The sequence below is a fragment of the Pseudomonas sp. B7 genome (assembly GCF_016735645.1).
GTDB lineage: Bacteria > Pseudomonadota > Gammaproteobacteria > Pseudomonadales > Pseudomonadaceae > Aquipseudomonas > Aquipseudomonas glycinae.
Map to the genome: position 1 here is coordinate 224,594 of NZ_JAERRE010000001.1, position 24,562 is coordinate 249,155.

Sequence of the window (24,562 nt, forward strand, 5' to 3'; positions counted from 1 at the left end):
CGATTAGAACCAGCGTCCGACGGACGAGAACCAGAACAGATAGCTCTGTGCTGTCGTCGAGCCAAGCGCAAGGTTTGGGGTCTCTGTCGCTGGAGAGCGGCCCATGTTGATGAACGCCCCCAAATACAGGTTGGTAGAAGATGTCAGCGACTGGCGTGTTGCATAGAGCTGGTTCCCGGTTGCGGATCCGCCAGTGAAAAACGCAAGGTCGCTGGACGACGATACGTTTCCTACAAATTCCGCCGGGCGGGCAATCGCTGGTGCAATAAATGCTCCGGGCCCCACCGCAACGTTCGCCTGCCGGGTGCCGTCAAAGGTCATCTGCCCATTGGCATACAGCGTTTTCCTGTCGCCGGTGGTGGTGTCGATGGAATAGCTCATTACGGCACCGGTCGGCACGCCCGCCGCTTGACTGACCGGGCCCACAATATCCACCACCGCCGCTGACTTGAGCCCGAGCCCTGTTCGGGCCGTGGCCGGTGTAGTGCCGCCCGTGCCGCCCTCGGCTATCGCGATTGCGCCGCCGATCGGCCGGGTAACGAACTGGCGCCAAGCCCCGAAACTCCCATTGTTCTGGACGCGGGTGTAACAGTTGTCGGTGAGCAGGCCAGTCGCAAACTGCTTGGAATAACCGGCAGCCGCGTGGTTGATCACGTCCAGGTAAGCCGACTCCGGCACGTTGATGCCGCCGCCGTTGAACACATAGCTGGCCGGCACCGTGAGCGCGTTTGCATCGACGTTTGCGGCCTGAACGATGTTCGCCCCACCGTTACGTCCGTAGTCGCCGACCTTCACCATGCGACCCGCCGTGGTGTCGAGACGGCTGGATGTAGGCACCAGCCCCAGAGCCGTTTGTGCAGCGGCCTGCGTTGTCGCTCCGGTGCCGCCTTTGCTGATCGGCAGGGTTTCATAGTTGCCGGTCGTGCCCAGCGCGGCGAGCTTCTGCCCCCACTGCAGACTGATATTTCTGAACTCGTCCGTCAGCGTCTTCGGGTAGCCCTGGACCGGCATGATCGCGTAAGCCGATCCGCTGACCGTGGGGCCCTTGTATGCCGGAATGATAGAAATCACTGTCGCACTGGCAACGTTGCCAATCTCATAGTTCAAGCCGTCCGGGCCGACAAATGCATCACCGCTGCGCGCGTTCGCGGCGAAATCCGCATTCGTTCCGACTACCGTTGTGGAGCCATTGGTAACGGCGACCGTCCCACCTCTCAGCCAAGGCATGGCGCCTCCTATTTTTTGGCAATAAAAAACCCGCAATCGGCGGGCTTGTGAATTTGCTGCAACGCTACAACGGGCGCATAGGCCGGGCAGCAAATGTGGTTCTTCCGTTTTTCGCGGTCCCGCCCTCCGTGCTTACCAGTGCCCCGACGTACCCATTGAGCGTTGTGCGCACTCCGGCGTGGAAGCCGCACGGGGTTTCGAGTGTGGTGTTGCCGTTGTAAATTTTTCCGCCGAGTAGCGTTGATGCAAGAAAGTAATCGTCATAGGACCCCGTCCACGGCATCTGGTAACCGCTCCAGTAGACGCCTGAAGCCTCCCCCCCTCGATTGTCGAGTGACCAGCCTTCGTTGATAGGAAAGCCGGTCATGACAAGGAGGTTGTCAGCGCCCACAAATATTTGCTCGTTAGCTGCATTTCGCAGCCGCAAGTCGTATTCGTTGGGCGGTGATGTTGAACGAAACGTCGCCACCAACCAGCGCCCGCTGCAGTCCGAACTGTTGAACGGCGCCATCAGGTGAAGCTTGAAATAAAACCCGGTCCAGTTACCCGGACCGCCCATCTGTACCAGCGAGTGATACATCCCCTGATTGGTCGGATTAAGAAAAACATGTGGAGCTTCAATGGTGGTGATCGGCGCCGGATACGTGATCACCGCCTGGGTGATTGTGACCGGAGCGCTGGCTGGCTTTCCGATGGTGTAACTGCCAGATGCGGCCACATTGAGCACCCTGTTTTCACTGTCTATCTGAAAGAAGTTCAGCCCGTTGCGTGACCTGAATCCATAATCCATGCCCCCTCCTATTGGTAGGTCAGGATAAAAACGTTGAGTACCATTCCTTGCCCGCGCCGAACCCTCAGTTGCCCCACCGACCAGAATACGGCCGGCAGAGCAGCAAACTCATTTGTAGGGTCAGGGAGCGTCACACACACAAACGACTGTGCGGTGATCTCAGGCATGTTGATGAAGCTGGTGAAATCACTGGTGATGGGAGGCACTGTGATTTGTTTCGTCACGATCGACCGCACCGTCATGGTCGATGTCTCAAGTGTCACCACCCCGAATGCGTTTTTCGTCCGCGCACCGTAGTAGTCCATCAAGTCATCTTCCCGAGTGCGGCGCGCTCGATGTAGTTCAGGTCGTAGACGTAGATACCGTTGTTGTTGAGGAGCGTGTAGCCGGTGCTGGACTGGCCGCGCAACGTGAACGTCCCTGCTGGAATGTTGATTTCCAGTAGCGGCAATCCTTGCGAATTGAGCGCAGCAGACCGCAGCGTCATGCCCAGCACCAGCTCCTTGATGAAGGCCTGGCTAATGATCGCCGTGTTCATGAACACTTGACCGCCCTGAACCACGAAGGGCGCAATCATCTGCCCGCTGACCTCGTCGAGAATGGCGAAGCGCTGGGCAAATGCGAGGATCTGCGACTCCTGCAATTCTCCGTCGACCCCAATCGCCAGCCCAGCCATCACTGTCCGCCCACCGACCGTGGTCGAAGTCTTAATGGTGGTCAGTGCCGATACCTTGCCGTTGAGCCCGGCCACTACCGTGCTTGCCGTTTCAGCCTTGGCCGTTGCGTCGTTTGCTGTCGCTGTGACCGTTTCGATTCGCCGAGCCGTCGCTTCCTTGTCCGTGGCTACTGCCGATTCGAGTGTGGTGATGTTGGCCGCGTTTTGCCCGACCGCTGCATCAAGGGTGGTTATCCGGGTCGCCGATGCAAGGCTCTCCTCAGCCCTGACTTTGTCATTGGTGACAATGCTCGATTTGTTTTTCCACTCATTGAGCGCGTCTGCCATGTCTCCAGTGCCGTCGTCCGGCCGCCATGCCGCTTGGAGAGCCTGCATGGACGATGCGACTGCCGTGACTTTGCCGTCGATGTTGTCGATCTGTGCGGAGTGTTGTTGAACTTGCAAGGCCAGGGCGTTGGTGGTCTCGGCAATGCTGCCCATGTCATACCAGAACTCTGCATTGGGCGGCGCAGTCCCGACAGGTACGGCTTTCAGCGCCGAGAACAATCGGCCCTCTAGCCGCACCACCTCACCTTTCAGATAGGGCTTGCTCGGGTCGTAGACCATCGCGTCAGTGATTTCACCGATCAGCTCGGCGAGTTCTTGCTTCGCTTGCTCAAGTCGTTCATTGACCGAGCCCTCGCCGTCACCAGAGATCTTGCCGATCTCATTGAGCAACTGCTCGCCGAGCGCCGACTCCTTAATTTTCCCGAGGAAATATTTTTCATACTCCGACTGATCAATGCTCACCTGGCCATTGATGCCATTTACCGCGGGATACCACGGCCCGATGTTGCCGGTGCGATCGACGAGACGCGCCCAGAAAAACAGGCTGGTCCCAGGCACTACGTTCTGCATTTCGTGGTTCGATTGGGGGTAGGCAAAATCCGCCAGCTTCACAGCGGTGGCGAGATCGTTGGTCCTGTTGTTCCAGACCTCGGTGCGCTGCGTGTCTTCCGCGCCTGAAGGAAAGCCCCATTCAATGCCGATGCCATAAACCTTGCTGGTGGTGCGCAAGAAGGCGACCGCCGGCGGCAAACCGTTTTTCCCTTGAAGGTCGGTCAGAACCGAATTGGTCGGAACGGATGAGACATTCATCGCGCTGACTGCCCGCACGCGCGCCAAGTACTGCCCCGAATAGATCCCGCGCACGTCGACCATAAGTTCACCGGTGCGCGGCACCTTGATCCACTCCCGAGCCCCCCAGCGCCATTCGACGTCGTACCCGACTGCGCCAGGCGCAGCGTCCCAAGCGATCGACATACTGGTCACGGCAATTCCTTGCTCGACCACGACGTTCTGACTGATCAACACCCGGGACGGTGCAGCCTGGGTTCCGATAGGTATCCCGGTGATTGGCCGAGTATCAACAACGGCGCCGAAGTCGATGGCGTTAAATTTACTGGGTTCGTGCTGAATCATTTCCAGCTGGAACTGGTGCCACTCGGGGCGAGTCACGTTGCGCACGTAGAACTGCATCAGCTTCAGGTCGTCGTAATCGAGCGCCCACCCGCATTCGGGCTCTGGAGTTTCGCTGTAATCCGCCATTACGGTAATCGACCGGCCGGCAGCAGACCGCACCACGCTGGCTTCCGATTTGCCACTCGGTAAGTTGACGAGGAGTCGAGCACCCGGTGGGACCAGTGTGTCCCGGTCAAGGGTGATCACACGGCCGGCAACGGCCGAGATACGCCCGCCATTTGCACGGCCAGCCAACGAAGGGTCGGCCACCGCGATCACTTGGCCTGGCTTGGGAATCTGCCCATCCAGCCCAACGCGCATTGTCGCGCCGCGGGTCTGTAGCTGCTCAGTCAGAAGTGCCCACTGCCCGGCGCGCTGGGCCTGCCCCAGCGACGTGCAGCCGATGGCATCGACAGACAGATCCCGCACCATCCCCAACTCGGCCATGGCGTCATCGTCGAACACCGGCTCCTTGTCCGTCTCGAATCCCTGATCGGGGTTGTCCCAGGCAACCATGGCCAGCGTGTGTCGATCTCGCGCCCGGGTGCCTTCGTACTTGATTTCGCCGTTGTTCAGGATCTGCGAAGGGCTGTAGGTGTAGACGGGATCGCCTGGCATGTCGGCATTGATGACGATTTGACTACCGTCCCAGTAAGCCATGCCGTGGAAAATCGACGCCAAATCCTGGAGCACCGCATAGGCTTCCGCCTGCTTTTGAAAGTACACGTTGCAGGTGAAACGCGGCTCCTGTCCGCCCTTCCCGTCCGGAACCATCTGATCGCAATACTGGCCGATGCGGTACAGCGACCAGCGATCCACCATTGTGGCGTCGATACGCTCGCCGAGGCCGTAGTACGGGTGCAGCACCAGATCGTAAAACACCCAGGCGGGGTTATTGGTGTACGCCTCCTGAAAGGTGCCGTCCCATATACCGTTGCTGGTTCCGGTCCCACTGGTGCGATAGATTCTGGTTGCAGCGTCGTAGTTGGCGGGCACACGTACAATCCGGCCACGCATCAATACCGCGACCTTGGCGATATCACCGCCGAACTGCTGGGCGTCGTATTCAAGGCAACCCACGGAGGTGAGCGGGTATTCCTGATCGCTGTCGACAACCTCGGCAATAGCCTCGACCAGCATCCCGTCTTGCACCAGCGAGCTGTTCGCCTCTGGCGTCAGGCGCCGGGCGCGGATCGTCCAGCGACTGCCGGCAGGCAAGTCGATCCGATGCGATCGCTCGTACTTGGTGACGTTTTTCCGGTCAACAAACGAACTCAGGACTTGCAAATATGGGCCGCTGTCCGTCGAGACCTCAACGACATATTCGATCCGAACGCCGTTGATGTTGCCGCTGGCATCCTGGCTCTGCAGTTGTGGCCACCCGAAGCGAATCCGCACAGCATCGATCTGCGCATTGGTGATGCTGTGGAGCCAAGGGCTGGTGCTGCGCAACTCTTGGTTGACCTGAATTTCGTTGCTCGCTTCCGAGATGCCTTCGAGCCTTGGCTGATTCAACTCACCGGAACGGAACTGCCACTTCACACCTGGGTAGTTGAGCGTACCGTCCTCGGCCTGCACCGGGGTGCCATCGAGCTTGATGGAGCGCAGCCCATTGACCGGGCCGACAATAGGGCCCCAGCTCCACAGATATACAATCCGCGCAGTTGCAATGGACGGTACGCTATTGGTGGCAATGCTCGGCTGCTTCTGCTTGGCCTGCCCGCCCTTGCTACCAGCGACGGAACGGCGCTTTCTCGGCGCCGGGCGCGAGGCCTTCTTTGCTTCTGCGCTCATGCGCCCTCCAGAATGCAAAAACCCGCCGAGGCGGGTTGGGGAAATAGCAATTTAGATTGGTAAAAAGTCGGTGCATGGCTGTGAACATTTCCATCAGCTTGCTATAAACATCGGTCTTAATACAGGGAGTTCACTCATGACTGTTTTTACATTATCTCCAACGAATGCTACTGGAGAACCGCTTGAAGATGCGCCGAATGGAGTCTGGTACGTACTGGAAGGAGACTACGTTCATTTCAAATGCACTGACCCAAAACAAGCATTAGCGATACTCGAAAATATAAAAAGCACAACAATTCCCCCCCAAAAACGATGCACCGAGGTGCAACATGAATTTTATGAGCTGGGAGGAGCCAGAGCCGAAGCCACGTCTCTATTTGCAAAGGTAACTCTGCGCAATATGAAATGGTTAATGTCTCAAACACTCAGAACCCCCCTTCCAGATCCCGCCCAGCAAACTCCAGAAAACCTGCAAAAAGCGAGTTCCAATGACTCGCAAAACAACAATCCGGCCTCGTCCAGCAGCAAAAACAAGATCTAATATCAGGCATTCACGATACGAATTAGATGTTGTCTTGGGTGTAGATGCCACCGGACTCGATGGCCCCGCCTATCTCGCGCTCGCCGTACAGCAACGGATAGGGGTTGCCCTGGGCGATGGTGGTCACCGCGCCGCCGAAGCCATAGCTTGGGTTGTTGCCGTCTTCGTTACGGTCGCTGGTGTTGGCCTTGGTGGTCGGTGAAAGCATCTGCACCACGCCGCCCAATCCGACAGCTGCGCCGGTGGCGAGCAGCCCCATGCCCAGCGCCGAGGTGGTGCCGCCGGTGAACATGCCCGCGACGATCAGCGCCACGCCAAGCAGGGTCTGAAACATGCCGGCCTGCTTGCTGCCCTGAATGATCGGCATGATGCGGATAGCGCCGTCCCCTGAGTCTTTCAGGTCCAGTTCTTCCGGGGCGATATTGCGCTCGTCGACGAATACAGCGAAGACCAGGCCCCGCTCTTCTGCGGTGCGCATGAACTGCTCGAAGCCCGGCTTCAGGTTGCACAGTGCGCTCGTTGCATCCAGCACGCCGTTGACATCTAGGACATACTCGCGCCCAAACCGCTTGCCCAGCACGCCGCCAAGCTTGATGGTGCGCTTCATGGTCGATAGTCCTTGTGCCGGAGAATCAGCTTTAACCGGTTGGCCATCGACCAGCCGTAGATCTCACGACCGGAAAGTCGCCCGGCCATGTGGTGGTAAATGAACGGTCCAGCGCCCCCGATGGTGGCCGCAGACTCGCTGACCAGTGCAGGCTCGTCGCCTAGGTAGATCGCGGCGTGGTTCGGGTGGAAACAGTTGCGGCCCGGCGTCGGGATCTGTAACACCAGCATGTCGCCGCGGCGCGCCTCGCTCACCTGGTAAAAGCCCGTGGCCTTGAAGTTGTCCTCATAGAGGCTCGGGCCGGCTTCGTCTTCCCACCACAGATCGTGTCGCTCGAAGTTCGGCAACAGCAGCCCTGCCTCGCGTGCGTACCAGTCGCGGCACGCCGCCCAGCAATCGAGCAGGCCATGGGAGAAGTCGCGGCCCAACAGCGGGGCCTGAAAACCCGACGGCTTGAACCATTCGAACTCGCCACCGGGCCATCCAACGATACCCCAGGGCAATTCGTGCAACTCGCAGCTGACCCGGTCGGCCATGCTCGGTGTCGGCGCTTTGTCTGGATGGCTGTGAATGATGGCCAGCACCTCGCCGCGATCCTCTGCCGCGGCCTGGTCGCGCTCGCAGATTTGGAAGTTTTCGCGATCGGTCTTTGCCAGGTTGGCACATGGCACGTACTCACGACCGCCGGCGGTGCTGATCAGTAGGCCGCAGGCTTCTGCCGGATACGCCTGCTCCGCGTGGGCGCGAATCGCGTCCTGCAGCTGTTTATTGATGCGCATGGATTACCTCGAACTGGTGATCAGGCTCGCGCCCATTGAGCCGCCGAACCGGCGAGTGTTGCCGCGTAGCTTGCAGCTGCTCCACCAGCCGCCACAGCGATCAAGCGCAGGGTTGTCGGTGGGTTCGTTCTTTTTGGTAAACATCGCGCCGCCCATGTAGGCGCAGGCCTCGCCACGGTAACCACCCCGGCAGGCCCACCGACAGAGCTTGGTGATTTGCTGGGATGGCAGTTGCTGCCCTTCCATGTCCGTGGGGCTCGACAACGAGAACACCACCGCGGCGCGCGTTTCTTCCGTCTTCTGCTCGATGTACCAGAGGTTGACTTTGCTCTGGTCGCTGGCGTCCGGGTTGCCCTCGGGGAAGTTGGCCGCGTCGAGGAAATGCCTGAACGTCTCGATGACTCGAACCTTGGCGCCAGCAAGGTCGCGGAACTGCAAACACAGCGCCGTGATGGCTCCAGGTATACCGTCCAGCTCATTGACGACCTGGAGCGTCGGTGTTGCCGGCCGACCATCACCACGAATGTCGAAACCCTTCGCGGTGATCTGGATCGGGGAGTAGACCTTCCCCTGCCAGATGATGTCGCCCTCCTGGGCGTGGCCATGGAAGCGCCAGATATTTGCGCCGAGGCGCGTGGCATCCAGCTCGAATAACCGGATCTGATTACCCGGCTCGAGTTTCTGAATATCAGTGTTGTAATTCATAGGGCTCCAGAAACAACAAACCCCGCACTTGGCGGGGTCGGTGATCGAATTCGATCAGGGGGTGTAGACCTGCTTGAACGAGAACGTCAGCGTGAACAGTCCGGGGCCGACGGCCTTCGGTTTGTAGCCGTTGCACCGGTATCTTCCTCGAGCGCCACCCGGGGGAGTCCAAAGGAAAGATTTGTAGCCTTCGTGCCGATCGAGGAACGCCCAGATCAGCGGCAGTTCCTCTCCTTGCTCCATCGAGCCGGTGTGCGTGAGGTTCCAAACCTGACTTTTCGTGTTGATACCGATACCGCCGGCCTGAACGTAACCGTCGCCGAATTCGTTTTCCCAGGTTCGCTGGGAGATATCGCCATCGGCGCCCACCTCAACGTCGTAGATAAATTCCTCGGCCATCAGATCCGCCTCCAGAGTCGCCCGCCTTGGCCCATTTCCCGATCGAGGAACCGGCCGAACTGCGCTTCCAGACCGGCGCTGATCGATTCGCCCTGCATCTGCGCCTGCTGATCCGTCATGCCGGGCTGGGCTTGCACGGTGACAGGGGCACTGAACGCGATCTGTACATTGCTGCCCGGCGCTGACTGGGCGCCAGCACCAATCAATGCACCCCGGCCATTACCTATCGACTCCAGGCTCCCCACACCGATTTGCGCTTGCGGATCAGTGCCGCCCAGCTTGTTGTCGATCCGCGACAGCATGGCATCGAGTTTTGCACTGGTCTGAGCGGTCGTTACCCGCTCGCCTTTTTGCAGGAACCAGCTGCCGTCCTCGGGCACCGAGTCGATACCGTCGTGCGCCATACCCGCCAACGCAGTCATGCCAACAGCCGAGGCCAGAGGACCGGTAACAGCCATCGCGGTCGCCATTGCCGCCGGCGCTGCTGCTGGGCCGATGATAGGAATGGCCGCGGTAGAGGCAAAGGCATTGAGACCAGCCGTTAGAGACATAGCTTGAGCGTTTGCCCCCAGCGCGCCGGCGGCGCTCGCCTGGGTGGACTTGCCCACGAGCAGTTGCACGCCCTGATAAATCAGCCACTGTGCCGCCATGTCCCCCAACGCCTTCAGCATCGACTTGGCAAAGTTGCCGACCATATCACCCAACGCATCACCGGCATCCTCCGCGCCGCTGGCCACATCCGAGAAGAACGTGCCCAGCCCACCGGTCGCCTCGCTCAAGGCGGTGTTGGTGACGTCAGCAGCTTGTGCCGAGTAGTCCCGCGCGGAATCCGCATAATTGGCCCACACCTCGTTGACGCCATTCATCCAGTTGATTTGCTGTTCATCGGTCGCCGCGTAGAAGTTCTCCTGCGCCAGCAGCCGCTTGTTCAGTTCGTCCTGTAATACCTGGGTCTCTTTGGCGTAAAGCTCCGGTGTGATCTGATCGGTGTTGCGCTGCTCGTTGAGAGCTGCGACATCGGCGGCGTACTTCTGGCGCATCGCTAGATCAGCGCGCATTCGGTCGCGGGTCTTGTCGCCCATGCCAACGCCGGCAAGCTCTTTGTCGAAGCCATCCTTCGTGGTTTGGGTCGTCAGAGTCTGGGCGTTCTTGAACGCCGTCAGCTTCAGGTCATCTTCGTTGGCCTTCTTCAGCTTGTTCAGCGCGTCCAGCTCCGCAGCCATTCCCATCAGCCGTTTCTTTTGCGCCTCGCTGAGCTTGCCAAGCTTCCCTTCCTGAAGTTCGAACGACAGTTTCTGAACCTCGGTGGCGTCCTTCTGTTTGTCACCGGTGGTGTTGATTAGCTCGATCTGACGCTTGTAACTCTCCTCGGTCGACTCGAAATCCTTTAGCTGCTTCTTCGCCGCAGACTCCGTGACACTGGCGTTTTTGTTTCTCGCCTTTGTCGCTTCGGCGTCCGCCGCTTTCTGTTCATCAATAGCTTTTGCGCGAGCGCGAATGGAGGCGGCGACAGCGCTATTGGTATCGATCTTCTCCTTGAGAATTACACGCTCTGCTGCCTCCGCGGCCGTTTTGTCCTGCAGAGCTCCAAGCTGCTTATCGAGTTGCTCAAGATATTTTTCACCTGCAGCCGTCGCTGCGGCTGCCGCCGCATTGTTCTTGCCGCGAGCTGCGGTGTTGGCATCGGTCTCTCCGGTAAGCTCAGCCAACGTCTTCCGCTGTTTATCGAGAATTTCCGTCAGATCGGAAACCTTGATCTGCCCGGTCTCGATGGACCGAGCCATTTCTTCAGTAACGCCAGGAATCTGCCTAACCTGATCCGCCACTACTTTCCAATCTACGGCCTGCCCTTTAGACGAATCGGAGACAGCCTTGTTGACGATATCCATCGCCGACTGAAACTCGGCAGGCAGCGGAGCAATGCCACCCATAAAACCAGAAGCGCCAGCTAGGCCGGCATTAGTCAGACTGGCTTGGAACTCAAACGCTATGGAGCCGGCGGCTGCTGAAAGGTCTTTCTCCGTATCCGCAATCGATGAGCGGAGTTCGCGCAAGGTAACGGATTGAGTCGCCCGATTAAGCTTGTTGAACCGCTCTGTCAGTTTGTCGAGCGGGTCATTTAGATTGCCCAGTTTCTCCTCAAGGACGCTTGTGTTGTCACGAAGAGTCAGAAAAGCGATCGCGGCGCCGACCGCAACCGATGCAATACCAAGCGGCCCACCCAGAACCCCCATGATCACACCGCCGGCCTTACTGACTCCAAGCTGTGCTGCTGCCACCGCGTTCGTTGCCCGCGCCTCGACCATCCTGGCCTCCGCCAGCTGGATCGACATTTGGGTCTGCACCGCAGTACCGCGCGCAGCTAAGGCTTCCTTCTCGGCGAGAAAAACAGAGGTCTGTGCCTTCTGCTGTTCGGCTTGGGCAGCGAGCAGAACGGCGGCGGCTTGGGCCTTGCGTGCAGCAGCATCCTTGACCGCTGAATACACAGCCACCGCCGCGGAGTCAGCAGCGGTAACGCCGTAGCGGGTTAGGGCGGCAATCGCGGCGACAAGGGCCACATCGGCCAGGGTCTGGAAGTTATCGCCCAGAACGCTGATTCCACTAGCCAAGATGCCCGTAAAGTCAGTCGTTTCATTCAGGCGACCCGCGTAAACCGTGAAGGCGTTCGACAAATTCTGCACTGCGTCGCGCACCGCAACGCTCATGCTGTCGGCCAGAATGCCATTGGCTTCGGAGGATTTCTGTAGGCCCTCGGTCAGCACGTCCAAGCTGAGCTTGCCTTCGGCACCGAGACTGCGGATCTCTTCGGCCGTCTTGCCAGTAGACTTTGCGATCGTGTCGACTACTGTCGGCATCGCGGCGAGGATCGACTGCCAACCATCTGCCTCGACCTTTCCGGTCTGAAGCGCCTTCGAATAGGCGTCGATAGCGGCGCTTGCCTTGTCGGCGGATGCAGAGTTTGTCACCAACAGGAAGCTGAAGCTGTCCATCACGTCCAGTGCCTGACTGGTGTTGTAGCCCATCGACTTCAGGCTGTCCGCTGTGCGGATGTAAAGCTCCTGAGCCTCACTCAGGGGACGGTAGGTGCGCTTCGCAGTCTCCAGCAGGCGCCCCTGCACTAGGTCGTACTCACCAACACTGGCCGTGGCCATGCCAATACGGTCAGACATCTGGCCATACGAGTCGGCAGCCTCAATGATTTTCCCGACCGAGGCAGCACCAACTGCTGCCGCAAGCGCGCTTTTGATCAGTCCGGAAGCATGCGTTGCCTGCTCCCCAGCACGGTCAAAAGCCTCATCAATCCGCCCAAGGCTTTTATCGATCTTCCCAGACGCTTGGGCAACGCTGGAATCTGCGCGCGCCATTTCTTGACGGAGCTGCGCAGTGGTCGCCTCGATGCGGACCAGCATCCCCTGAACGTCTGTGTCAGCCATACTTTTCTCCGGGCAATAAAAAACCCGCCGGAGCGGGTCTTACAAGTTCAAAGTCCGTATTTCCTACAGACTTGCTCTACTGAATCATCAACTCCTAAAACGACATAGGAGATATTCCCATCAGTTCCTTTCAGCTTCATTCCCATAAATGGAGTGAATCCAGAATAAGCGCCGTAAGAATTTTTAGCGTTCACGCTACCGCAGAATTGCCAGCCTGACTTTTCATCGCCAGTTAGGCGCACATCCTTTATTTTGGCACTGTCGGAATCTTTCAGGCGATCCTCCATTGCCTCTTTGATACCTGCAATGTCAGACGCCGTGGCAGGCTTTCCACCCGCAAAACAAACAGCAGAACTAAAGATCAACGGGATAGTTAGGAAGACACTCCGTTTCATGCGCGACGCTCCATTTATTCTTTAGAAAAACGGAGCATATCAAAAAGCACTAAACAACCTGCCGCCCCGTCAGCGCCTGCCGGAGCTTGTCAGCAACAGTAGAAGGCGATGGCCTGCCCTCCTTGGGTTTCGTCTTGCCGCCGCCGAAAGGGTTGGTCATATGGGCCCATTCGATCTTGGCGTCCATCGCCAGAAAGAGCTCAGGCATCGGCGTGCGCCAGGCCAAGTCGGGAGACCAGCCCAGCCAGCCCGTGGCCACCGCGTAGAGCCGGTCAACATAGCTGCCGTCTTCTACGGCACTTACGCCGCCGGCTCGCCCTTTCCCGCGTCGGGGCCTTTCGGGTTGTACAGCGCCACCAGGTAGGCGTTCAACTGCACCGATACTTCCAGCACGCCGGTCTGCCAGACCTGCTCGGCGACCGCCTCGGCTGCCTTGCCTTTCAAGCCTGCGCCACCGGCGATGATCACCGCGCAGCCGTCGATGCTCAGCGCATTCAGCGCTTGGGACGCGCCGCGCAACCCGCCGAAGTGGGCTTCAATCGCACGCACGGCACCGAGCGTTGGGGTCAGGGTGTAAGTCTCGTCGCCAAGCTTGATCTCGACGGTACCGTAAAGGGTTTTGCTCATGTCGCGAATCCTTGGGTTTCGGGGCCGAAGCCCCGCAGGTTAGGCGGCGGCAGCCGGGAGAATTTCCAGGATGTCGGAGTTGATGCCGATCGTGACGTTGCGGCGAACCACGTTGTCAGCGGCGCCGGCGGCGACGGTGTTGTTCATGACCTTGCCGCGCAGGTAGAACGTAGTCGGCAGCAGCGCCGGGGTAGCATCCGGATCGCCATCGTTCAGGGTGATCTTGATGTTGTAGTCGCCCTTGCTGCGGTCCTTGTGCGCAACCTTCAGCTTGGCCTGGCCAAGATCGCCGTTGTCGAGACCTACGGTCAGGGTCAGGTCGCCAGCGTCGGCGGTGCCCTTGTACTTGCGCACGCGGCCATCGCGCAGCGACGTGAAGGTCACGGAGCTGAACGTATCGCCGAACTCGCCCAGGTCTTCCACTTCGCCGATATCGACGTAGGTGTCTGCCTTGTAGAGCGCTTCGGTATCAGCGCCGTTCTTACTGCCGATGCCGATCCGGCAGCCGGCGGCGGTGTTGAGGTTGTCTTCGGCCATGGGGGTTCCTCCAAAGGCACGTTGGATAAAGCCGCGGTGCGGCCGGGGTTGGGGTTTAGTGGGTGGTGATAACGCGGACCGTGATCGATCCCTGGTACGTGACACCATCGGCATCACGCTGGGCGTCAGCTTGTTCGACCCGGACCGATACAGCGCGGCCGACGGACAACGGTAAGCGGCGTTCATCAAGGGCTGCTACAACCTCGCCGAGGATGCGCTTCACCTCGGCCTGGCCGTGAGCATCCGACCAGACCGAAAGGTAGATCAGGCGCTGCTCGCGCTTCCTGCCGGCAATCGGCGTGGTGTTGGTGGAGATCTCCCGGTCAATCGAGACGTAGGGCATATCCGTATCCATGGGCGCGCCGTCGTAGATCGGACACGAGACCTCGGCCTCAAGCCGGGCGAACAGCGCTTCCTGCAGCGCAACCGAAGGATCACTCATCGCTTGCTCCCATGCTGGCCTTACGTAGCGTCCTGGCCACCGCTTCGCGGATGTTGGCCAGAACGAATTCGCGGTTCACATCCTTAGCCGGCCGCAACCATGGATGAGCCGGCCGGGCGGGGATATCCGGGTACTTGCCGTAGAACGTGGAGCCGTCAGACTTGTTCTTCGTGTCCCGGGCGCGCAACGCATTGCGTCGACCAGACAGCTTTGATTTGTCGCGGTTGTTGGTGTGCTCACCGCCCACCGCGTTTTTATCAGCCCTTCGGTACAGGGTGCCGCTGTAACCCTTGGTGCCGTACTCAAGGAAGCGGAGGTAGAAGAAGCGCTGCGTGTCGCGCTTGCCCCGAATGCCGATCTCGGCATTGAGGCCGCTCTTCGACACGAATACCTTCAATGCAGCCGAGGCGGCGCCTGTGTCTTTCGGTATCAGCTGCCTCATCGTTGCCAGGATCTTGTCAGCGCCTTCCTTCATCACGCCGACCAGCTCGTTATCCATCGTTGCATGGATGTTGCGCAGGGTTTTGCGCAATTTGAAATCGCCAGACATGCGCGACCGGCGAGCAGCCATGGGTTACTCCTTGGCCTTGGCCGGTTTATCTGCTGGAGCAGCTTCGGCCACTGGCTTCACCAGCCCGCGCTGAATGAGGTCGGCGCCGAGATTGGCATCGACCACGAACTCTTCGCCTTTTTCCCGATCGCCAGTGGCGCCCGACAAGGCGCCCAGTGCAACTACTTTCATAAATTCACCCTCAAGGGTTGGGGACGTTTGAGCAGAGCAGCCGGAGCATGCTGTGCTCGTTGTCGATCAGCGCTGCGCCGATCAGGTAGGTCGTGGTGATTCCTTTCGCCGTGTGGACAAGGCGATTGCCGGCGACAGCATCGGCCCGCGGGCGGATGCGGATCTCGGCAGTGACCACGGCCTTAAGCTGCTCAGCAACGGGTGAAACCCGGCCCGTCGGCATTGTGATTTCCGACCAAAGTTTGCCAATTTCAGCCCAGGTGACGTCGAAGCCGCCTGATTTGTTTTTGGTCAGCACCGGCTTCAACATCGTGCACCGGTGGCGCAATGGACCGGCTCTCACAAATTCACCCAGCGGTGGGGCTTCCACAGGGCATTGGTTGCCATTGGCAGTTCCGCAGTGATCGTTCCGATCACCACTGTCTCGCGGCTGCTATACCAATGTCCGATCAGCAACAGCGCTCCTTGCTTAATCGCCTTGGTCATCAACAGCGCATTGCCGACTGGGTCAGGCAAAGCCGTCTCAGGGTCGACTAGCGTACGATTGGTCCAGGTCTCAAACGCGCTGAGGGCTGCATCCGTGTAGCCCTGAATCAGCGCATCCTCGTCGTCATGGTCGACCCGTAAGTGAGCCTTGACGATGGGAAGATCAATCACCAGCCGGCACCAGCGCCTGAAGCGTCGGTTTGTTTGCGCCAGGCTCGAAAGCGATGCCTTTGGCGATGAGCCAATCCTTCAGCTTTGGCACGGTCATCTTGAGCGGATCAGTCTCGCTATCCGCATTTTTCTGAGCCTCTACCGCGGCATCAATCTCATCCTGAGAACTGCGCGACGCGTAACCTTCGGGCGGATAGTTGACGGCCTGGTAGCCAGCCTCAACAAACTCAGCAACGGTCGGACCATCCAACTTCAGACCATTTGCGTCCAGTTGGTTGGCGTAGGACGCCACGCATAGGTGCTCGACCGCCACCAGAGCGCATCGCTCCGAAACATCCTGCTCGCCGACTGCAACCTCAACTACATGGTTGCCATCTGCAGAGAATGGGAACGGCTTTTTCACAATAATGATCGGCATAAATCCTCCAGCAGTCTGGGCGCCCGTAGGCGCCCGCCCAGTCAGGCAGCGGCGCTCAGGGTGAGAATCTTCACGGCCTGGGAGTCGACCAGCATGCCGCCGACGCGCTTGGTGGTGTAGAAGCCAACGAACGGCTTGTTGGTGTACGGGTCACGCAGCACGCGGGTACCGATGCGATCCACCACGGTGTAGGCGCGCTTGAAGTCGCCGAATGCGATGGCATTGGCGTCAGCCGCAACATCTGGCATGTCTTCGTTTTCGGTGATGCCGTAACCCAGCAGGACCGAGGGTGCTCCCGCTTCCAGGCCTGGGCGCCACAGATAGTTGCCCTCGCTGTCCTTCAGCTTGCGGACGTAGGCAACGGTCAGGTTGCCCATCATCCAGGTGCCATTGGCGCGGTAGCCCGCCTTGAGGGCGTGAATCAGATTGATCAGGCTGTCACCAGTGATCGCACCGGCGGTGCCGCTCAAGAGCTTTTGCAAAACGCCGAAGGCGCGAGCGTCGTCGTCTTTCACGTCCAGACCGTAAGCCAGCAGACCTTTAGGCTTGTTGACACCATCACCTTTCAGGAAGGCATTGCCTTCCTTCTCAGCGAAGTCGCGAGCAACCTCGCCATTCAACCAACCCTCAGCATCGAAGAAGATGTCGTCGAGGCTGGCCTGAGTGGCTTGTGGGTTGGCGTACAGCTCGCCCATAAACGCAGAGATATTGCCGAGCTTTGGAGTGTTGGTTGCGGGACGAGCATCGGTTTCACCCACCCAGCCAGCGCCGTTGCCGCCGAGGTTCACCAGACGCTTGTAGTCTGGGCTGCCAACGGTGATCTGGTTGCAGACCTGACGCATCGGGGATGTATCGCGCAACAACTCGATGATGCTGCGATCCAGCTCTTCAGGAACCGCGAACCCACCATCAGCATCAACGCCGACCTGCAGCGCTTTGGCCTGAAGCTCACCCAGGCCGGTTTCGATACCCTTGCGCACGAACTGCATAAACGCGGTCTTGTGCTCGCTGGCCGCCTTGGTGCCAGTGGCGTCTGGACGCTTGAGGGCGAGCAGTTCTTTTTCGAGATCGCTCTTCAGCGCATCCAATTCGCTCAATTTTTCGTTGAGCGTATCGACCTGGCCAGACAGCTTGCCCTTTTCTTCTTCCAGCCCATCGATGCGCTTGTCATTGGTCTTCTTGAATTCGTCGAACTTCTTGCCCAAGGCTTCGGCGACGTCTTCGATATCTTTCTTTTCAACAGCCATGAGAGGCTCCTTAAATGCGGGTCAATAGTAATTTGAGGGATTGCATTGCTTCGTCGGCATCCGCCTCTCGCGGTGAAACTGCGCCGTAGCCCTTGGCCATAAAGGCCTTGGCCTGGGAGCCAGAAAACCCAACCTCTCGAAGGGCTCGCTCCACTTTGCTGGGCGGCGGTGTTTCGCCGCGGGCCAGCAGAGACTTCACATCAGTAATCCGGGCGTCATCGTTGGCCGGAAAGGTGACCGGGGAAACTTCCCAGAGGTCGATAGCCTTCAACAGCCAGATGCCCTTTTCCTTGTCGTACTCGTAGCCGCCGTCTTCGAGCATGTAGCCGATGGATAGCCCGGTAAGGCTTCCCGCCTTCATGTGCCCGTGCGCGCGTTTGGCCAGCGGGTCAGCTTCAACCAGAAGCCGGCCTTTGACGTACAGGCCCACGTCGTCCTCGCGCATCTCGGTGTAGACTCCGATCGGCTCGCTCATTTGGTGCTGCCAAAGCATCGCCGGCAGACGTCCTTTTTCCTTCCACCTGGCGAGGCTTGCCGCAAATGCACCGCGGACAACCACATCGCTGTAGCTGTCCACGACACCGAACACGGAGCCGTAGCCTTCAAACTCGCCGCTGTCGCTGACCGACTTAATGGTCAGCGGCACGTCAAGGCGCTGTTTTGTCTGCATCGTCGGCAGCCTCTGGATTTGTGGTCATGTTCATCGGAGTGAGATAGATATCGCCGCCATCGCGGGGGTTTTCGTCTTCCAGTTCGCGACAGTCGTTCGGGCTCAAAATCCCCCATTGAATGCCCTTGCCGTAGGACTCATACCGGCCTTTCAGATCGCCGCGCATCAGCGCGCCGGCGTTGAATTTGGCGTAATGCGTCAGGCGGTCTTTCTCATTGAGCAGCCCCACTTGGATGCGGTGCTCGATACGGGTCATGATCGGAACCAGCGAGTAGTTCACGAAGCTCATACCCATGTGCTCGATGTTGTTGAGCGTCATCTTTTCCATGCTGGCCACCAAGTGTGGCGGCACACGGAACAGGCCGCAGATCTGCGACTCGGTCAATTTTTTGGACTCGATGAACTGGGTGTCCTGGGCGTTGAGGCTGATTGGCTTCCAGTCCAGTCCCATCTCCAGAATCATGGGTTTATAGGCGTTGGCCACCCCCATGTGCTCGCCTTGGAACTCCGTCTTGAGACGACCGAAAGCTTCATCGGTGAGCTGCTGTTCTGTGCGCAGAACACCGCTCGTTACCGCTCCGTTGGTGAAGAGCTTGGCGGCGTGAGCATCCATTGCTTGGCCCAGGCCCAGCGCTTGTCGAGCGTATGCGATGGGGTTTAGTCCGTTGAGACCGTCCAGCGTGAACAATCGCACATGCCAGATCTCATCTTGGGTTAGCGTTTTCGTGCCCGACTTGAAATTGACGGTGTACTCAACCGTCCAGTCGTCCTTGAGCTTGGGGGTGACGATGTCCGGGTTAAGCGGCAGAAGCTCAACCACATTGCCCAACGCTTTCACTTTGTAGGCGTAGAAATTGCCACGAAGACACAAGCACGCCACCAGCATTTCCCAGAACTCCTGGGCAGTCATGTAGCTGTTGGGGGCCATGGTGATCAGCGAATAGAGGCGATGCGCAGTTGCCGGCAGTCGAACCCGGCCAGTCTGTTTCAATAGCCTGCATGGCAGCATTCCCATCGATTCGGCCAGAACCCGCACGCAGTTGAATACGACCAACTGCTGCATAGCGCTGGTTGTAGTCACCCGCTGACCGGCATTGCTTTCGTAGCCAGCCCCCAGCGCCTGGGCAAGTTTCTCCGGTGTATCGATGACCTGTGGCCCGGCCTTTCTTCCAAGAAGTGCACGAAACATCAGCGACCACCCCGCAGTATCGAGACAACCGACAAGACGATCAGCAAGAGACCGCAGACCGTCAAAGCCAGTGGTTCCCCCATCCAGGCCCAAAGCCCCCGCGTCAACAAGGCCAAACCAAGTACGCCGACGAGATCAGGAGCAGCCTCTTTCAACGCCTCCAGCTTTGTAGGTTTGATTTCATCGGTCATAGGGTTCGAATTCCATGTTTAGAGATGTGGTCTGAAAGGCTCTCAGCCACTTTCTCTGTAGCGTTGGCCGCGCCGACGGCCATAGCCATAGCGACGGCACCATCAATGCGGCCGGTCTTTTTGCGCTTGGAGAAGATTCTGTTTTCCTGGGCGTCGGCCTCCATCACAGCGGAAGCGACGTTCCAGGTAAGGCATGGGTTTGCCAGCACTTGGATTTGCCCGGTGAGAATCAAGTCCTCGACCAGATCAATGGAGTGAGTCATCCACAGATTCGACTCGCGCGCCGGGCGAAAGCCTTGGCCATGCGGCACCAGATTCAACTCGATGCCCTGAGCCTCAAGCTCTACCTCCAGATAAGTCATGTGGTACGGGTCAAACGCCAACGCCTTTATTTCGAACTTCGCGGCGAGTTCGCCCAGCCGCTTGGCGACAAAGGCGTAGTTGATTGCCTTACCTGGCGGCGCGTGGATGTGTCCATCCTCAAGCCAAATGTCATAAGGCACGCCGTCAATCGCGGCACGATCAAGCAACGTGTCCTTTGGCGTCCAGAACTCAGCAATAGACTTGCCCTGCTCCGGGAAATACAGGTTCAGCGCCGTAAGGTCGCGCTTACCTGAAAGGTCGAGACCTCCATAGCAAACCTGACCAGCCAGCTTCTCGGGATCGAACTTCGTGCAACACGACAGCCAGGTGTCGATATCGACCCATGGATTTGCAGCATCCACCCACTGGCAGAAGTTCAGGCGCCGGACAGTGCTCGCCTTGGCGGGCATCCCCTTCGCGTCGGTCACCTGCTCGCGCAGATACTTCGGCTGGAAGGTATGGCCTAGCGATGGGTTGGCCTTGCCCCAGCACTTCTCATCCTTGAACGGATCGTCGCCCTTATCCAACGAACAGATGAAGGCAAAGAAACCGTCGTTGAAGTGACGGTGCCTCTTTGTCACGCCCTTGGCGCCAGCCTCACAGACGTTCACGCCGAGCTGGTGGTAGCTATAGCAAACCGAGTTTCGGTCATGCCCGCTGTTGGTGATCATCAGGATCAGCGCTTGGCGCCGGCCCTTAGTACCTGCCCGCATGAATTCGACGGTCTTGTTGTTTTTGTGCTCGTGAACTTCGTCGATAAGAGCGCAGTGAGGACGCGGGCCGGACTGTCCATCGTCGGAACTGATAGGGCGAAAGAACGAGCCGGTCGCCAAATAGGCTAGGTTCCAGACTTTCTCATCGCGCCCTGACTTCTTGATTTTCTTCTTCAGCGACGGCGATTGATCAACCATTGCCACCGCATCGCGGAACAGGATCATTGCCTGGTCACGCTTCGTTGCGGCTGCGTACACCTCGGCGCGAGGTTCGCCGTCGGAGGTCATACAGTAGAGACCAATCCCAGCCGCCAGCGGTGACTTGCCTGAACCCTTACCTGACTCAATGTAAACAGTCCGGAAGCGGCGGAAGCCATCTGGCGCCATCCAGCCGAAGATCGAGCCGACGATGAATGCCTGCCAAGGCAAAAGAACGAATGGCAACCCTTCGTGCTCGCCGCCATTAAGCTTGAGCACCGTCTTGAAATAGCGGATCGCCCGGTTGGCTTTTTCGAGATTCCAAGTCAGCCCACGCTTCGGGCCGTCCTCGAGGTCGCGCAAGTGGCGGCCGCAGGCGTTTCGAATATCGGGCCCGGCCAAAACCTTGCCGGAGTAAACCTCTTGAGCCCAGGCCGTTACTGGGTCGACCGCATAGGAAACCTTCTTGACCTCAATTGAAGAACTCGTCTTCCGGGTCTTTTTCTGGAGGTTCGCCAATGGCCTGGACCTTGGATCGGGCGGCGGGTGTCATGCCGAAATGGGTAAGGTAAGAGAGCAGCCGGCGGTCGGCGTCAGCCGCCATCGCCACCGCCGGGTGCGCTTTAATCAGCCCGGCTTCGGTCGAGTAGGTGTGGCCCTCTTCGGAAATAACTTTGGTTAAGCGGCGAACCTCGGCGGCGACTTCACACAGACGCTCGAGGGTTTGAAGATCTGCTTCGGTGAGCACGCCCATGGACGTAGCGAGAGGGCAGAAGATTTTCCACACTGCCTGTCCATCGGCCGTCATCGTTGACGGCGGCGACTGGTACGATGCTACTGCGAGCTGAGGCTCCCGCTTATTTTCCCGACTGGCACGCAACGTGCCGGTGACCTTTTTCTGGGTTGTCGGGGCGGGGGTTCTTCCCTTCAAAAAAAACTCTCCAATTCTGGCTTTTTGCGTAAAGAGGGTCGAGGGCGGTCCTATGCAGCGGAAATCCGAACTTTTCACCCTCCCCCTAGGGGCAGTGGCGTGCCACACCGAAACGGTTCGCGAATCGTGAAAACCGTTCTCATTTCCGAGACTTCGAGCGATTCCAGTGATGGTTCGGGTCGATGGGCAGCCCATTGACGTCACAACCAACCACTACGCCCGACTTTTCCTCTCGCTGCTTCGCGCTGTCATGGCAAAGCTTGCAGAGGCTTTGCAGGTTCGTCGCGTCAAAGAACAGCGTCACGTCACCACGGTGTGGCTTGATATGGTCAGCAATGTTGGCGGCTACAACGCGGCCATGTGAGGCGCAGCGACGGCACAACGGCTCTGCCTGGAGCTGGCTCCATCTGAGCCGGTACCACTCCTTCGTCTTGTAGAGATGGTGCCAGGCAGATGTGCTCGCCATCACTCCACCTCGACCCTGATACCGTGCTTCACAACCCATTCGATAAAGCCCTGTGCGAACTTGTCTCGACCGGTGAGCCAGTACCACACCACGCCGCAACTCATCAGCGGCGAGACCCACCAGCGGAGCGTGGTCTTGAGTGTCACGTTTATCTGAGCCATCACGATGACCTCGTTGGCAGCTTGAAGTCGGTCACACGATCAGCTATCGACCGGATCTTCTCCACACCGAGGAAGCCAACCCATCCACCTACGAAGGTGGCCATGCTCTGCGGCAGCCCGAAGAATTCCAGACCGCTGATGATGGTGAGGGTCAACCCGCCGCACAGCACGCCCTCCACGATCATCTGGCGGCGCGAGCCGCCACCGTAAGTGATGCGTAGCACGGCCATGGCAAAGGACAGCCCGGCCGGGTAAAGGATCGGCGAATGCTGGCTCAGCCACGCAAGCGCTATCGCCCATGTGTCTGGTTTATCTGGCATGTTTGGCATCTCAGTTCCTCCCCGTCAGGGAGTAAGAAGAAAAACGACCCAATAGGCCGACAGGGAATCCCCTATAGCGATAAGGATTCGCCTGGGCGGGAATAAAAAGCCCGCTACCTGCGGACCAATGCTTAGAGCTACTATCGAAATTCCACTAACGATTCAGCCTTAAAAAGGGAATCTCATGAGCGAAAAATGGAAGTTGGTACATGTGACACTTAGCAATCTGAATCACGGCCTCTGCCAGCCAGCAATCACTGTAATTGGGCCATCCCAGGCGACCACCACGTTTCACCCGAAAGCTCCGGACAACATTGACTCGCTGACCGTGGCTGAGCTCAAGGAGTGGGCTCTCTCGGAATGGACCAAGGCCAACGCATGACTTCAGAGGCTGGAGTGTTTTTCAGTTGTAGGTCCGCATCGAATGCTTCAGAAACAAAAAAGGCCAGCTCTCGGCTGACCTATTGAAACGTGGCTAGGCGCCGTTAGCGCGTACTCCACGATGTTGGCTGCATGCCTGTCCGAACGCCCCCCCACAAAAAAGGCAAAAACATGAGTTCAAGCCAGATTGATCGATTCAACGAAGTCTCAGCAAAGCTTTTAAAAGACTTTTACCGAAATTTCCCGACACCTCATTACGCAACACCTGAATCCATCGGTCTCACCGATGAAAAACCAGAGTTTGTGCACGGGGAGGAAAAAGTAAGCGACGAATACAAAGCGCTCGCTAAGGAAGTTCGCGCTGTATTGCTCTGGCTAATCGATGAGGGCTTTATTGTTGACCGGAATTACCAATTCGGTCCAAGCCATGTGCTGACCAGTGACGGCCTTAAGGCGCTTCAGCAGATAGATCCAGAATGCAAAGCCCCACTGATAGCTCGGTAGTGAACAAAAAGCCCGGTCATGTTGGCCGGGCTTTGTCTGTTGTGTCGCGCTTGAAAAGCTGAACACGGTGCCATGAAAACAGGTGTTTATCCGGCAGGAAAGAACTTTTTACGCCGCAAGGCGGATTTCTTCCACGGCGCAATCAATCCACGCAACGCCGGCTTTGATCACTTCCCGGGCTGAACGCTCGGACATTCTCGCCGACTCACCAACCCGGACCATCGTCCACTTCGCACCGAAGTACAGCCAGATGAAATTACCCATCTGCTCGTCACGCTGGGCCAGCTTGGCTACCGCGCGATCCACCACCAGGGCAACGTCGTCCGTGACACAGTAGTTTTTCACGCCGCCTTCAGTGACGTTGTTGTCGCGGATCAGCGCATACAGCGGCGAAACGTACCGAGGCACCCCCATGCCGTCCATGCGCCACCACCCCCATTGCTCCAGCAGGTACTCGGTGTCGCCAAGCGGCTTATCTGCGTACGTTCGTTTTTTCATGCTGCCTTCCTCGGGTTTGGCTCATCCATGCCGAACAGCTCCCGCAGCAGCTTGTCAGCGATCTTGTTTTTTGCGTTGCCTTCAGTTATCCAGCGCCGAGCGAATGCCTCGAAGCCCAAATCGGCGCGCAAGGCATGCCAGTCGGCAATGATGTCCATGAGCGCCGCCGAACCGATCCGGCCATTGGTTTTTTCCAGCAGCAGGCGATTGCCCTGTTTCAGGAATTGGCACTCGACCTTCGTCAAGCTCTTGCGCGGCAGTGCCGCAGTTACGTGACTCATTGTGCGGCACTCCATATGTGCAAAATTTCGTTGGGCATGGTGTCGGTGTGAGCTCGAATTGAAACCTCGCAGTTGGTTGTTTCGTCATTTGATGCGCGAGGCGTCTGCGCCGAGCCTTTAAGGGAGTTGGCAGAATTCTCAGATCTAAAGCCGGTCAACCGGCGAAAAAGCTCCTTCAT

The 24,562-nt window shown here is 58.4% G+C and carries 32 protein-coding genes; 2 read left to right on the top strand and 30 right to left on the bottom strand.

Annotated features, from left to right (window positions below; genetic code table 11):
• Positions 1 to 3: 3 nt before the first annotated feature.
• The 4 genes from JKA62_RS01020 to JKA62_RS01035 form a co-directional block, all read right to left on the bottom strand.
• Positions 4 to 1,227 (bottom strand): pyocin knob domain-containing protein, encoded by a 1,224-nt coding sequence (locus JKA62_RS01020; protein ID WP_201815760.1) that lies wholly within the window; start codon positions 1,225 to 1,227, stop codon positions 4 to 6.
• A gap of 64 nt (positions 1,228 to 1,291) precedes the next feature.
• Positions 1,292 to 2,017 (bottom strand): hypothetical protein, encoded by a 726-nt coding sequence (locus JKA62_RS01025; RefSeq protein WP_201815762.1) that lies wholly within the window; start codon positions 2,015 to 2,017, stop codon positions 1,292 to 1,294.
• A gap of 8 nt (positions 2,018 to 2,025) precedes the next feature.
• Positions 2,026 to 2,322, bottom strand: coding sequence for a hypothetical protein (locus tag JKA62_RS01030; RefSeq protein ID WP_201815763.1), 297 nt, complete (start codon positions 2,320 to 2,322; stop codon positions 2,026 to 2,028).
• Positions 2,322 to 5,987, bottom strand: coding sequence for a host specificity protein J (locus JKA62_RS01035; RefSeq protein WP_201815764.1), 3,666 nt, complete (start codon positions 5,985 to 5,987; stop codon positions 2,322 to 2,324). Before JKA62_RS01035 ends, JKA62_RS01030 begins: the two co-directional genes overlap by 1 nt.
• Before the next feature lie 136 nt (positions 5,988 to 6,123).
• Between JKA62_RS01035 and JKA62_RS01040 the strand changes: the two genes are divergently transcribed.
• Complete coding sequence (locus JKA62_RS01040) at positions 6,124 to 6,528, top strand: hypothetical protein (protein ID WP_201815766.1); 405 nt, start codon at positions 6,124 to 6,126, stop codon at positions 6,526 to 6,528.
• Positions 6,529 to 6,550: 22 nt separating this feature from the next.
• On the opposite strand, the gene JKA62_RS01045 is transcribed toward JKA62_RS01040, so the two are convergent.
• The 24 genes from JKA62_RS01045 to JKA62_RS01160 all read right to left on the bottom strand — a co-directional run bounded on the left by JKA62_RS01045 (position 6,551) and on the right by JKA62_RS01160 (position 22,728).
• A complete protein-coding gene (locus JKA62_RS01045) occupies positions 6,551 to 7,135 on the bottom strand; it encodes a tail assembly protein (protein WP_201815768.1) in 585 nt (194 codons plus the stop codon).
• Entirely contained in the window at positions 7,132 to 7,914 is a 783-nt protein-coding gene (locus tag JKA62_RS01050) for a C40 family peptidase (protein WP_201815769.1), read from the bottom strand. The genes JKA62_RS01045 and JKA62_RS01050 overlap by 4 nt, the downstream gene beginning before the upstream one ends.
• 3 nt (positions 7,915 to 7,917) lie before the next feature.
• The gene (locus JKA62_RS01055) at positions 7,918 to 8,619 is read right to left on the bottom strand and encodes a phage minor tail protein L (RefSeq protein WP_201815773.1); all 702 of its coding nucleotides are present in this window, start codon (positions 8,617 to 8,619) and stop codon (positions 7,918 to 7,920) included.
• Positions 8,620 to 8,673: 54 nt separating this feature from the next.
• Positions 8,674 to 9,018 (bottom strand): phage tail protein, encoded by a 345-nt coding sequence (locus JKA62_RS01060; RefSeq protein WP_201815774.1) that lies wholly within the window; start codon positions 9,016 to 9,018, stop codon positions 8,674 to 8,676.
• On the bottom strand, positions 9,018 to 12,452 hold the full coding sequence (locus tag JKA62_RS01065) for a tape measure protein (protein ID WP_201815776.1): 3,435 nt from the start codon (positions 12,450 to 12,452) through the stop codon (positions 9,018 to 9,020). The genes JKA62_RS01060 and JKA62_RS01065 overlap by 1 nt, the downstream gene beginning before the upstream one ends.
• Before the next feature lie 47 nt (positions 12,453 to 12,499).
• Positions 12,500 to 12,847, bottom strand: coding sequence for a hypothetical protein (locus tag JKA62_RS01070; RefSeq protein ID WP_201815778.1), 348 nt, complete (start codon positions 12,845 to 12,847; stop codon positions 12,500 to 12,502).
• A 49-nt stretch (positions 12,848 to 12,896) separates the two neighbouring features.
• Positions 12,897 to 13,055, bottom strand: coding sequence for a hypothetical protein (locus JKA62_RS01075; RefSeq protein WP_236676396.1), 159 nt, complete (start codon positions 13,053 to 13,055; stop codon positions 12,897 to 12,899).
• Between the two features lie 92 nt (positions 13,056 to 13,147).
• Complete coding sequence (locus JKA62_RS01080) at positions 13,148 to 13,474, bottom strand: hypothetical protein (RefSeq protein ID WP_201815780.1); 327 nt, start codon at positions 13,472 to 13,474, stop codon at positions 13,148 to 13,150.
• Positions 13,475 to 13,513: 39 nt separating this feature from the next.
• Positions 13,514 to 14,011: a hypothetical protein gene (locus tag JKA62_RS01085; protein WP_127648850.1), complete on the bottom strand. Its 498-nt coding sequence runs from the start codon at positions 14,009 to 14,011 to the stop codon at positions 13,514 to 13,516.
• Between the two features lie 55 nt (positions 14,012 to 14,066).
• Positions 14,067 to 14,453 (bottom strand): DUF3168 domain-containing protein, encoded by a 387-nt coding sequence (locus JKA62_RS01090; protein WP_201815782.1) that lies wholly within the window; start codon positions 14,451 to 14,453, stop codon positions 14,067 to 14,069.
• The gene (locus JKA62_RS01095) at positions 14,446 to 15,024 is read right to left on the bottom strand and encodes an HK97-gp10 family putative phage morphogenesis protein (RefSeq protein ID WP_201815784.1); all 579 of its coding nucleotides are present in this window, start codon (positions 15,022 to 15,024) and stop codon (positions 14,446 to 14,448) included. The genes JKA62_RS01090 and JKA62_RS01095 overlap by 8 nt, the downstream gene beginning before the upstream one ends.
• 3 nt (positions 15,025 to 15,027) lie before the next feature.
• Positions 15,028 to 15,195: a hypothetical protein gene (locus JKA62_RS01100; RefSeq protein ID WP_201815785.1), complete on the bottom strand. Its 168-nt coding sequence runs from the start codon at positions 15,193 to 15,195 to the stop codon at positions 15,028 to 15,030.
• 10 nt (positions 15,196 to 15,205) lie between these two features.
• The gene (locus JKA62_RS01105) at positions 15,206 to 15,538 is read right to left on the bottom strand and encodes a head-tail adaptor protein (RefSeq protein ID WP_330932748.1); all 333 of its coding nucleotides are present in this window, start codon (positions 15,536 to 15,538) and stop codon (positions 15,206 to 15,208) included.
• The gene (locus JKA62_RS01110; protein WP_201815787.1) at positions 15,535 to 15,852 is read right to left on the bottom strand and encodes a head-tail connector protein; all 318 of its coding nucleotides are present in this window, start codon (positions 15,850 to 15,852) and stop codon (positions 15,535 to 15,537) included. Before JKA62_RS01110 ends, JKA62_RS01105 begins: the two co-directional genes overlap by 4 nt.
• Positions 15,845 to 16,270 carry a hypothetical protein gene (locus JKA62_RS01115; RefSeq protein WP_201816548.1) on the bottom strand — a complete coding sequence of 142 codons (426 nt, stop codon included), beginning with the start codon at positions 16,268 to 16,270 and terminating at the stop codon, positions 15,845 to 15,847. Before JKA62_RS01115 ends, JKA62_RS01110 begins: the two co-directional genes overlap by 8 nt.
• Positions 16,271 to 16,311: 41 nt before the next feature.
• Entirely contained in the window at positions 16,312 to 17,517 is a 1,206-nt protein-coding gene (locus JKA62_RS01120) for a phage major capsid protein (protein ID WP_201815789.1), read from the bottom strand.
• A gap of 10 nt (positions 17,518 to 17,527) precedes the next feature.
• On the bottom strand, positions 17,528 to 18,187 hold the full coding sequence (locus tag JKA62_RS01125; RefSeq protein WP_201815791.1) for an HK97 family phage prohead protease: 660 nt from the start codon (positions 18,185 to 18,187) through the stop codon (positions 17,528 to 17,530).
• Positions 18,165 to 19,376 carry a phage portal protein gene (locus tag JKA62_RS01130; protein WP_201815796.1) on the bottom strand — a complete coding sequence of 404 codons (1,212 nt, stop codon included), beginning with the start codon at positions 19,374 to 19,376 and terminating at the stop codon, positions 18,165 to 18,167. The genes JKA62_RS01125 and JKA62_RS01130 overlap by 23 nt, the downstream gene beginning before the upstream one ends.
• On the bottom strand, positions 19,376 to 19,567 hold the full coding sequence (locus tag JKA62_RS01135) for a hypothetical protein (RefSeq protein WP_201815797.1): 192 nt from the start codon (positions 19,565 to 19,567) through the stop codon (positions 19,376 to 19,378). The genes JKA62_RS01130 and JKA62_RS01135 overlap by 1 nt, the downstream gene beginning before the upstream one ends.
• A complete protein-coding gene (locus JKA62_RS01140; RefSeq protein WP_236676397.1) occupies positions 19,564 to 21,360 on the bottom strand; it encodes a terminase large subunit in 1,797 nt (598 codons plus the stop codon). The genes JKA62_RS01135 and JKA62_RS01140 overlap by 4 nt, the downstream gene beginning before the upstream one ends.
• Positions 21,314 to 21,649, bottom strand: coding sequence for a phage terminase small subunit P27 family (locus JKA62_RS29100; RefSeq protein WP_201816511.1), 336 nt, complete (start codon positions 21,647 to 21,649; stop codon positions 21,314 to 21,316). Before JKA62_RS29100 ends, JKA62_RS01140 begins: the two co-directional genes overlap by 47 nt.
• Positions 21,650 to 21,911: 262 nt before the next feature.
• Positions 21,912 to 22,277, bottom strand: coding sequence for an HNH endonuclease (locus JKA62_RS01150; protein WP_442962194.1), 366 nt, complete (start codon positions 22,275 to 22,277; stop codon positions 21,912 to 21,914).
• A complete protein-coding gene (locus tag JKA62_RS01155; RefSeq protein ID WP_201815802.1) occupies positions 22,238 to 22,399 on the bottom strand; it encodes a hypothetical protein in 162 nt (53 codons plus the stop codon). Before JKA62_RS01155 ends, JKA62_RS01150 begins: the two co-directional genes overlap by 40 nt.
• A complete protein-coding gene (locus JKA62_RS01160; RefSeq protein ID WP_201815808.1) occupies positions 22,399 to 22,728 on the bottom strand; it encodes a phage holin, lambda family in 330 nt (109 codons plus the stop codon). The genes JKA62_RS01155 and JKA62_RS01160 overlap by 1 nt, the downstream gene beginning before the upstream one ends.
• A 543-nt stretch (positions 22,729 to 23,271) precedes the next feature.
• Between JKA62_RS01160 and JKA62_RS01165 the strand changes: the two genes are divergently transcribed.
• Positions 23,272 to 23,604, top strand: a complete 333-nt coding sequence (locus JKA62_RS01165) for a hypothetical protein (protein WP_201815810.1) — start codon at positions 23,272 to 23,274, stop codon at positions 23,602 to 23,604.
• 108 nt (positions 23,605 to 23,712) lie between these two features.
• On the opposite strand, the gene JKA62_RS01170 is transcribed toward JKA62_RS01165, so the two are convergent.
• Positions 23,713 to 24,102 carry an antiterminator Q family protein gene (locus tag JKA62_RS01170; protein ID WP_201815812.1) on the bottom strand — a complete coding sequence of 130 codons (390 nt, stop codon included), beginning with the start codon at positions 24,100 to 24,102 and terminating at the stop codon, positions 23,713 to 23,715.
• The gene (locus JKA62_RS01175) at positions 24,099 to 24,383 is read right to left on the bottom strand and encodes a hypothetical protein (RefSeq protein ID WP_201815814.1); all 285 of its coding nucleotides are present in this window, start codon (positions 24,381 to 24,383) and stop codon (positions 24,099 to 24,101) included. The genes JKA62_RS01170 and JKA62_RS01175 overlap by 4 nt, the downstream gene beginning before the upstream one ends.
• Positions 24,384 to 24,562: the final 179 nt, after the last annotated feature.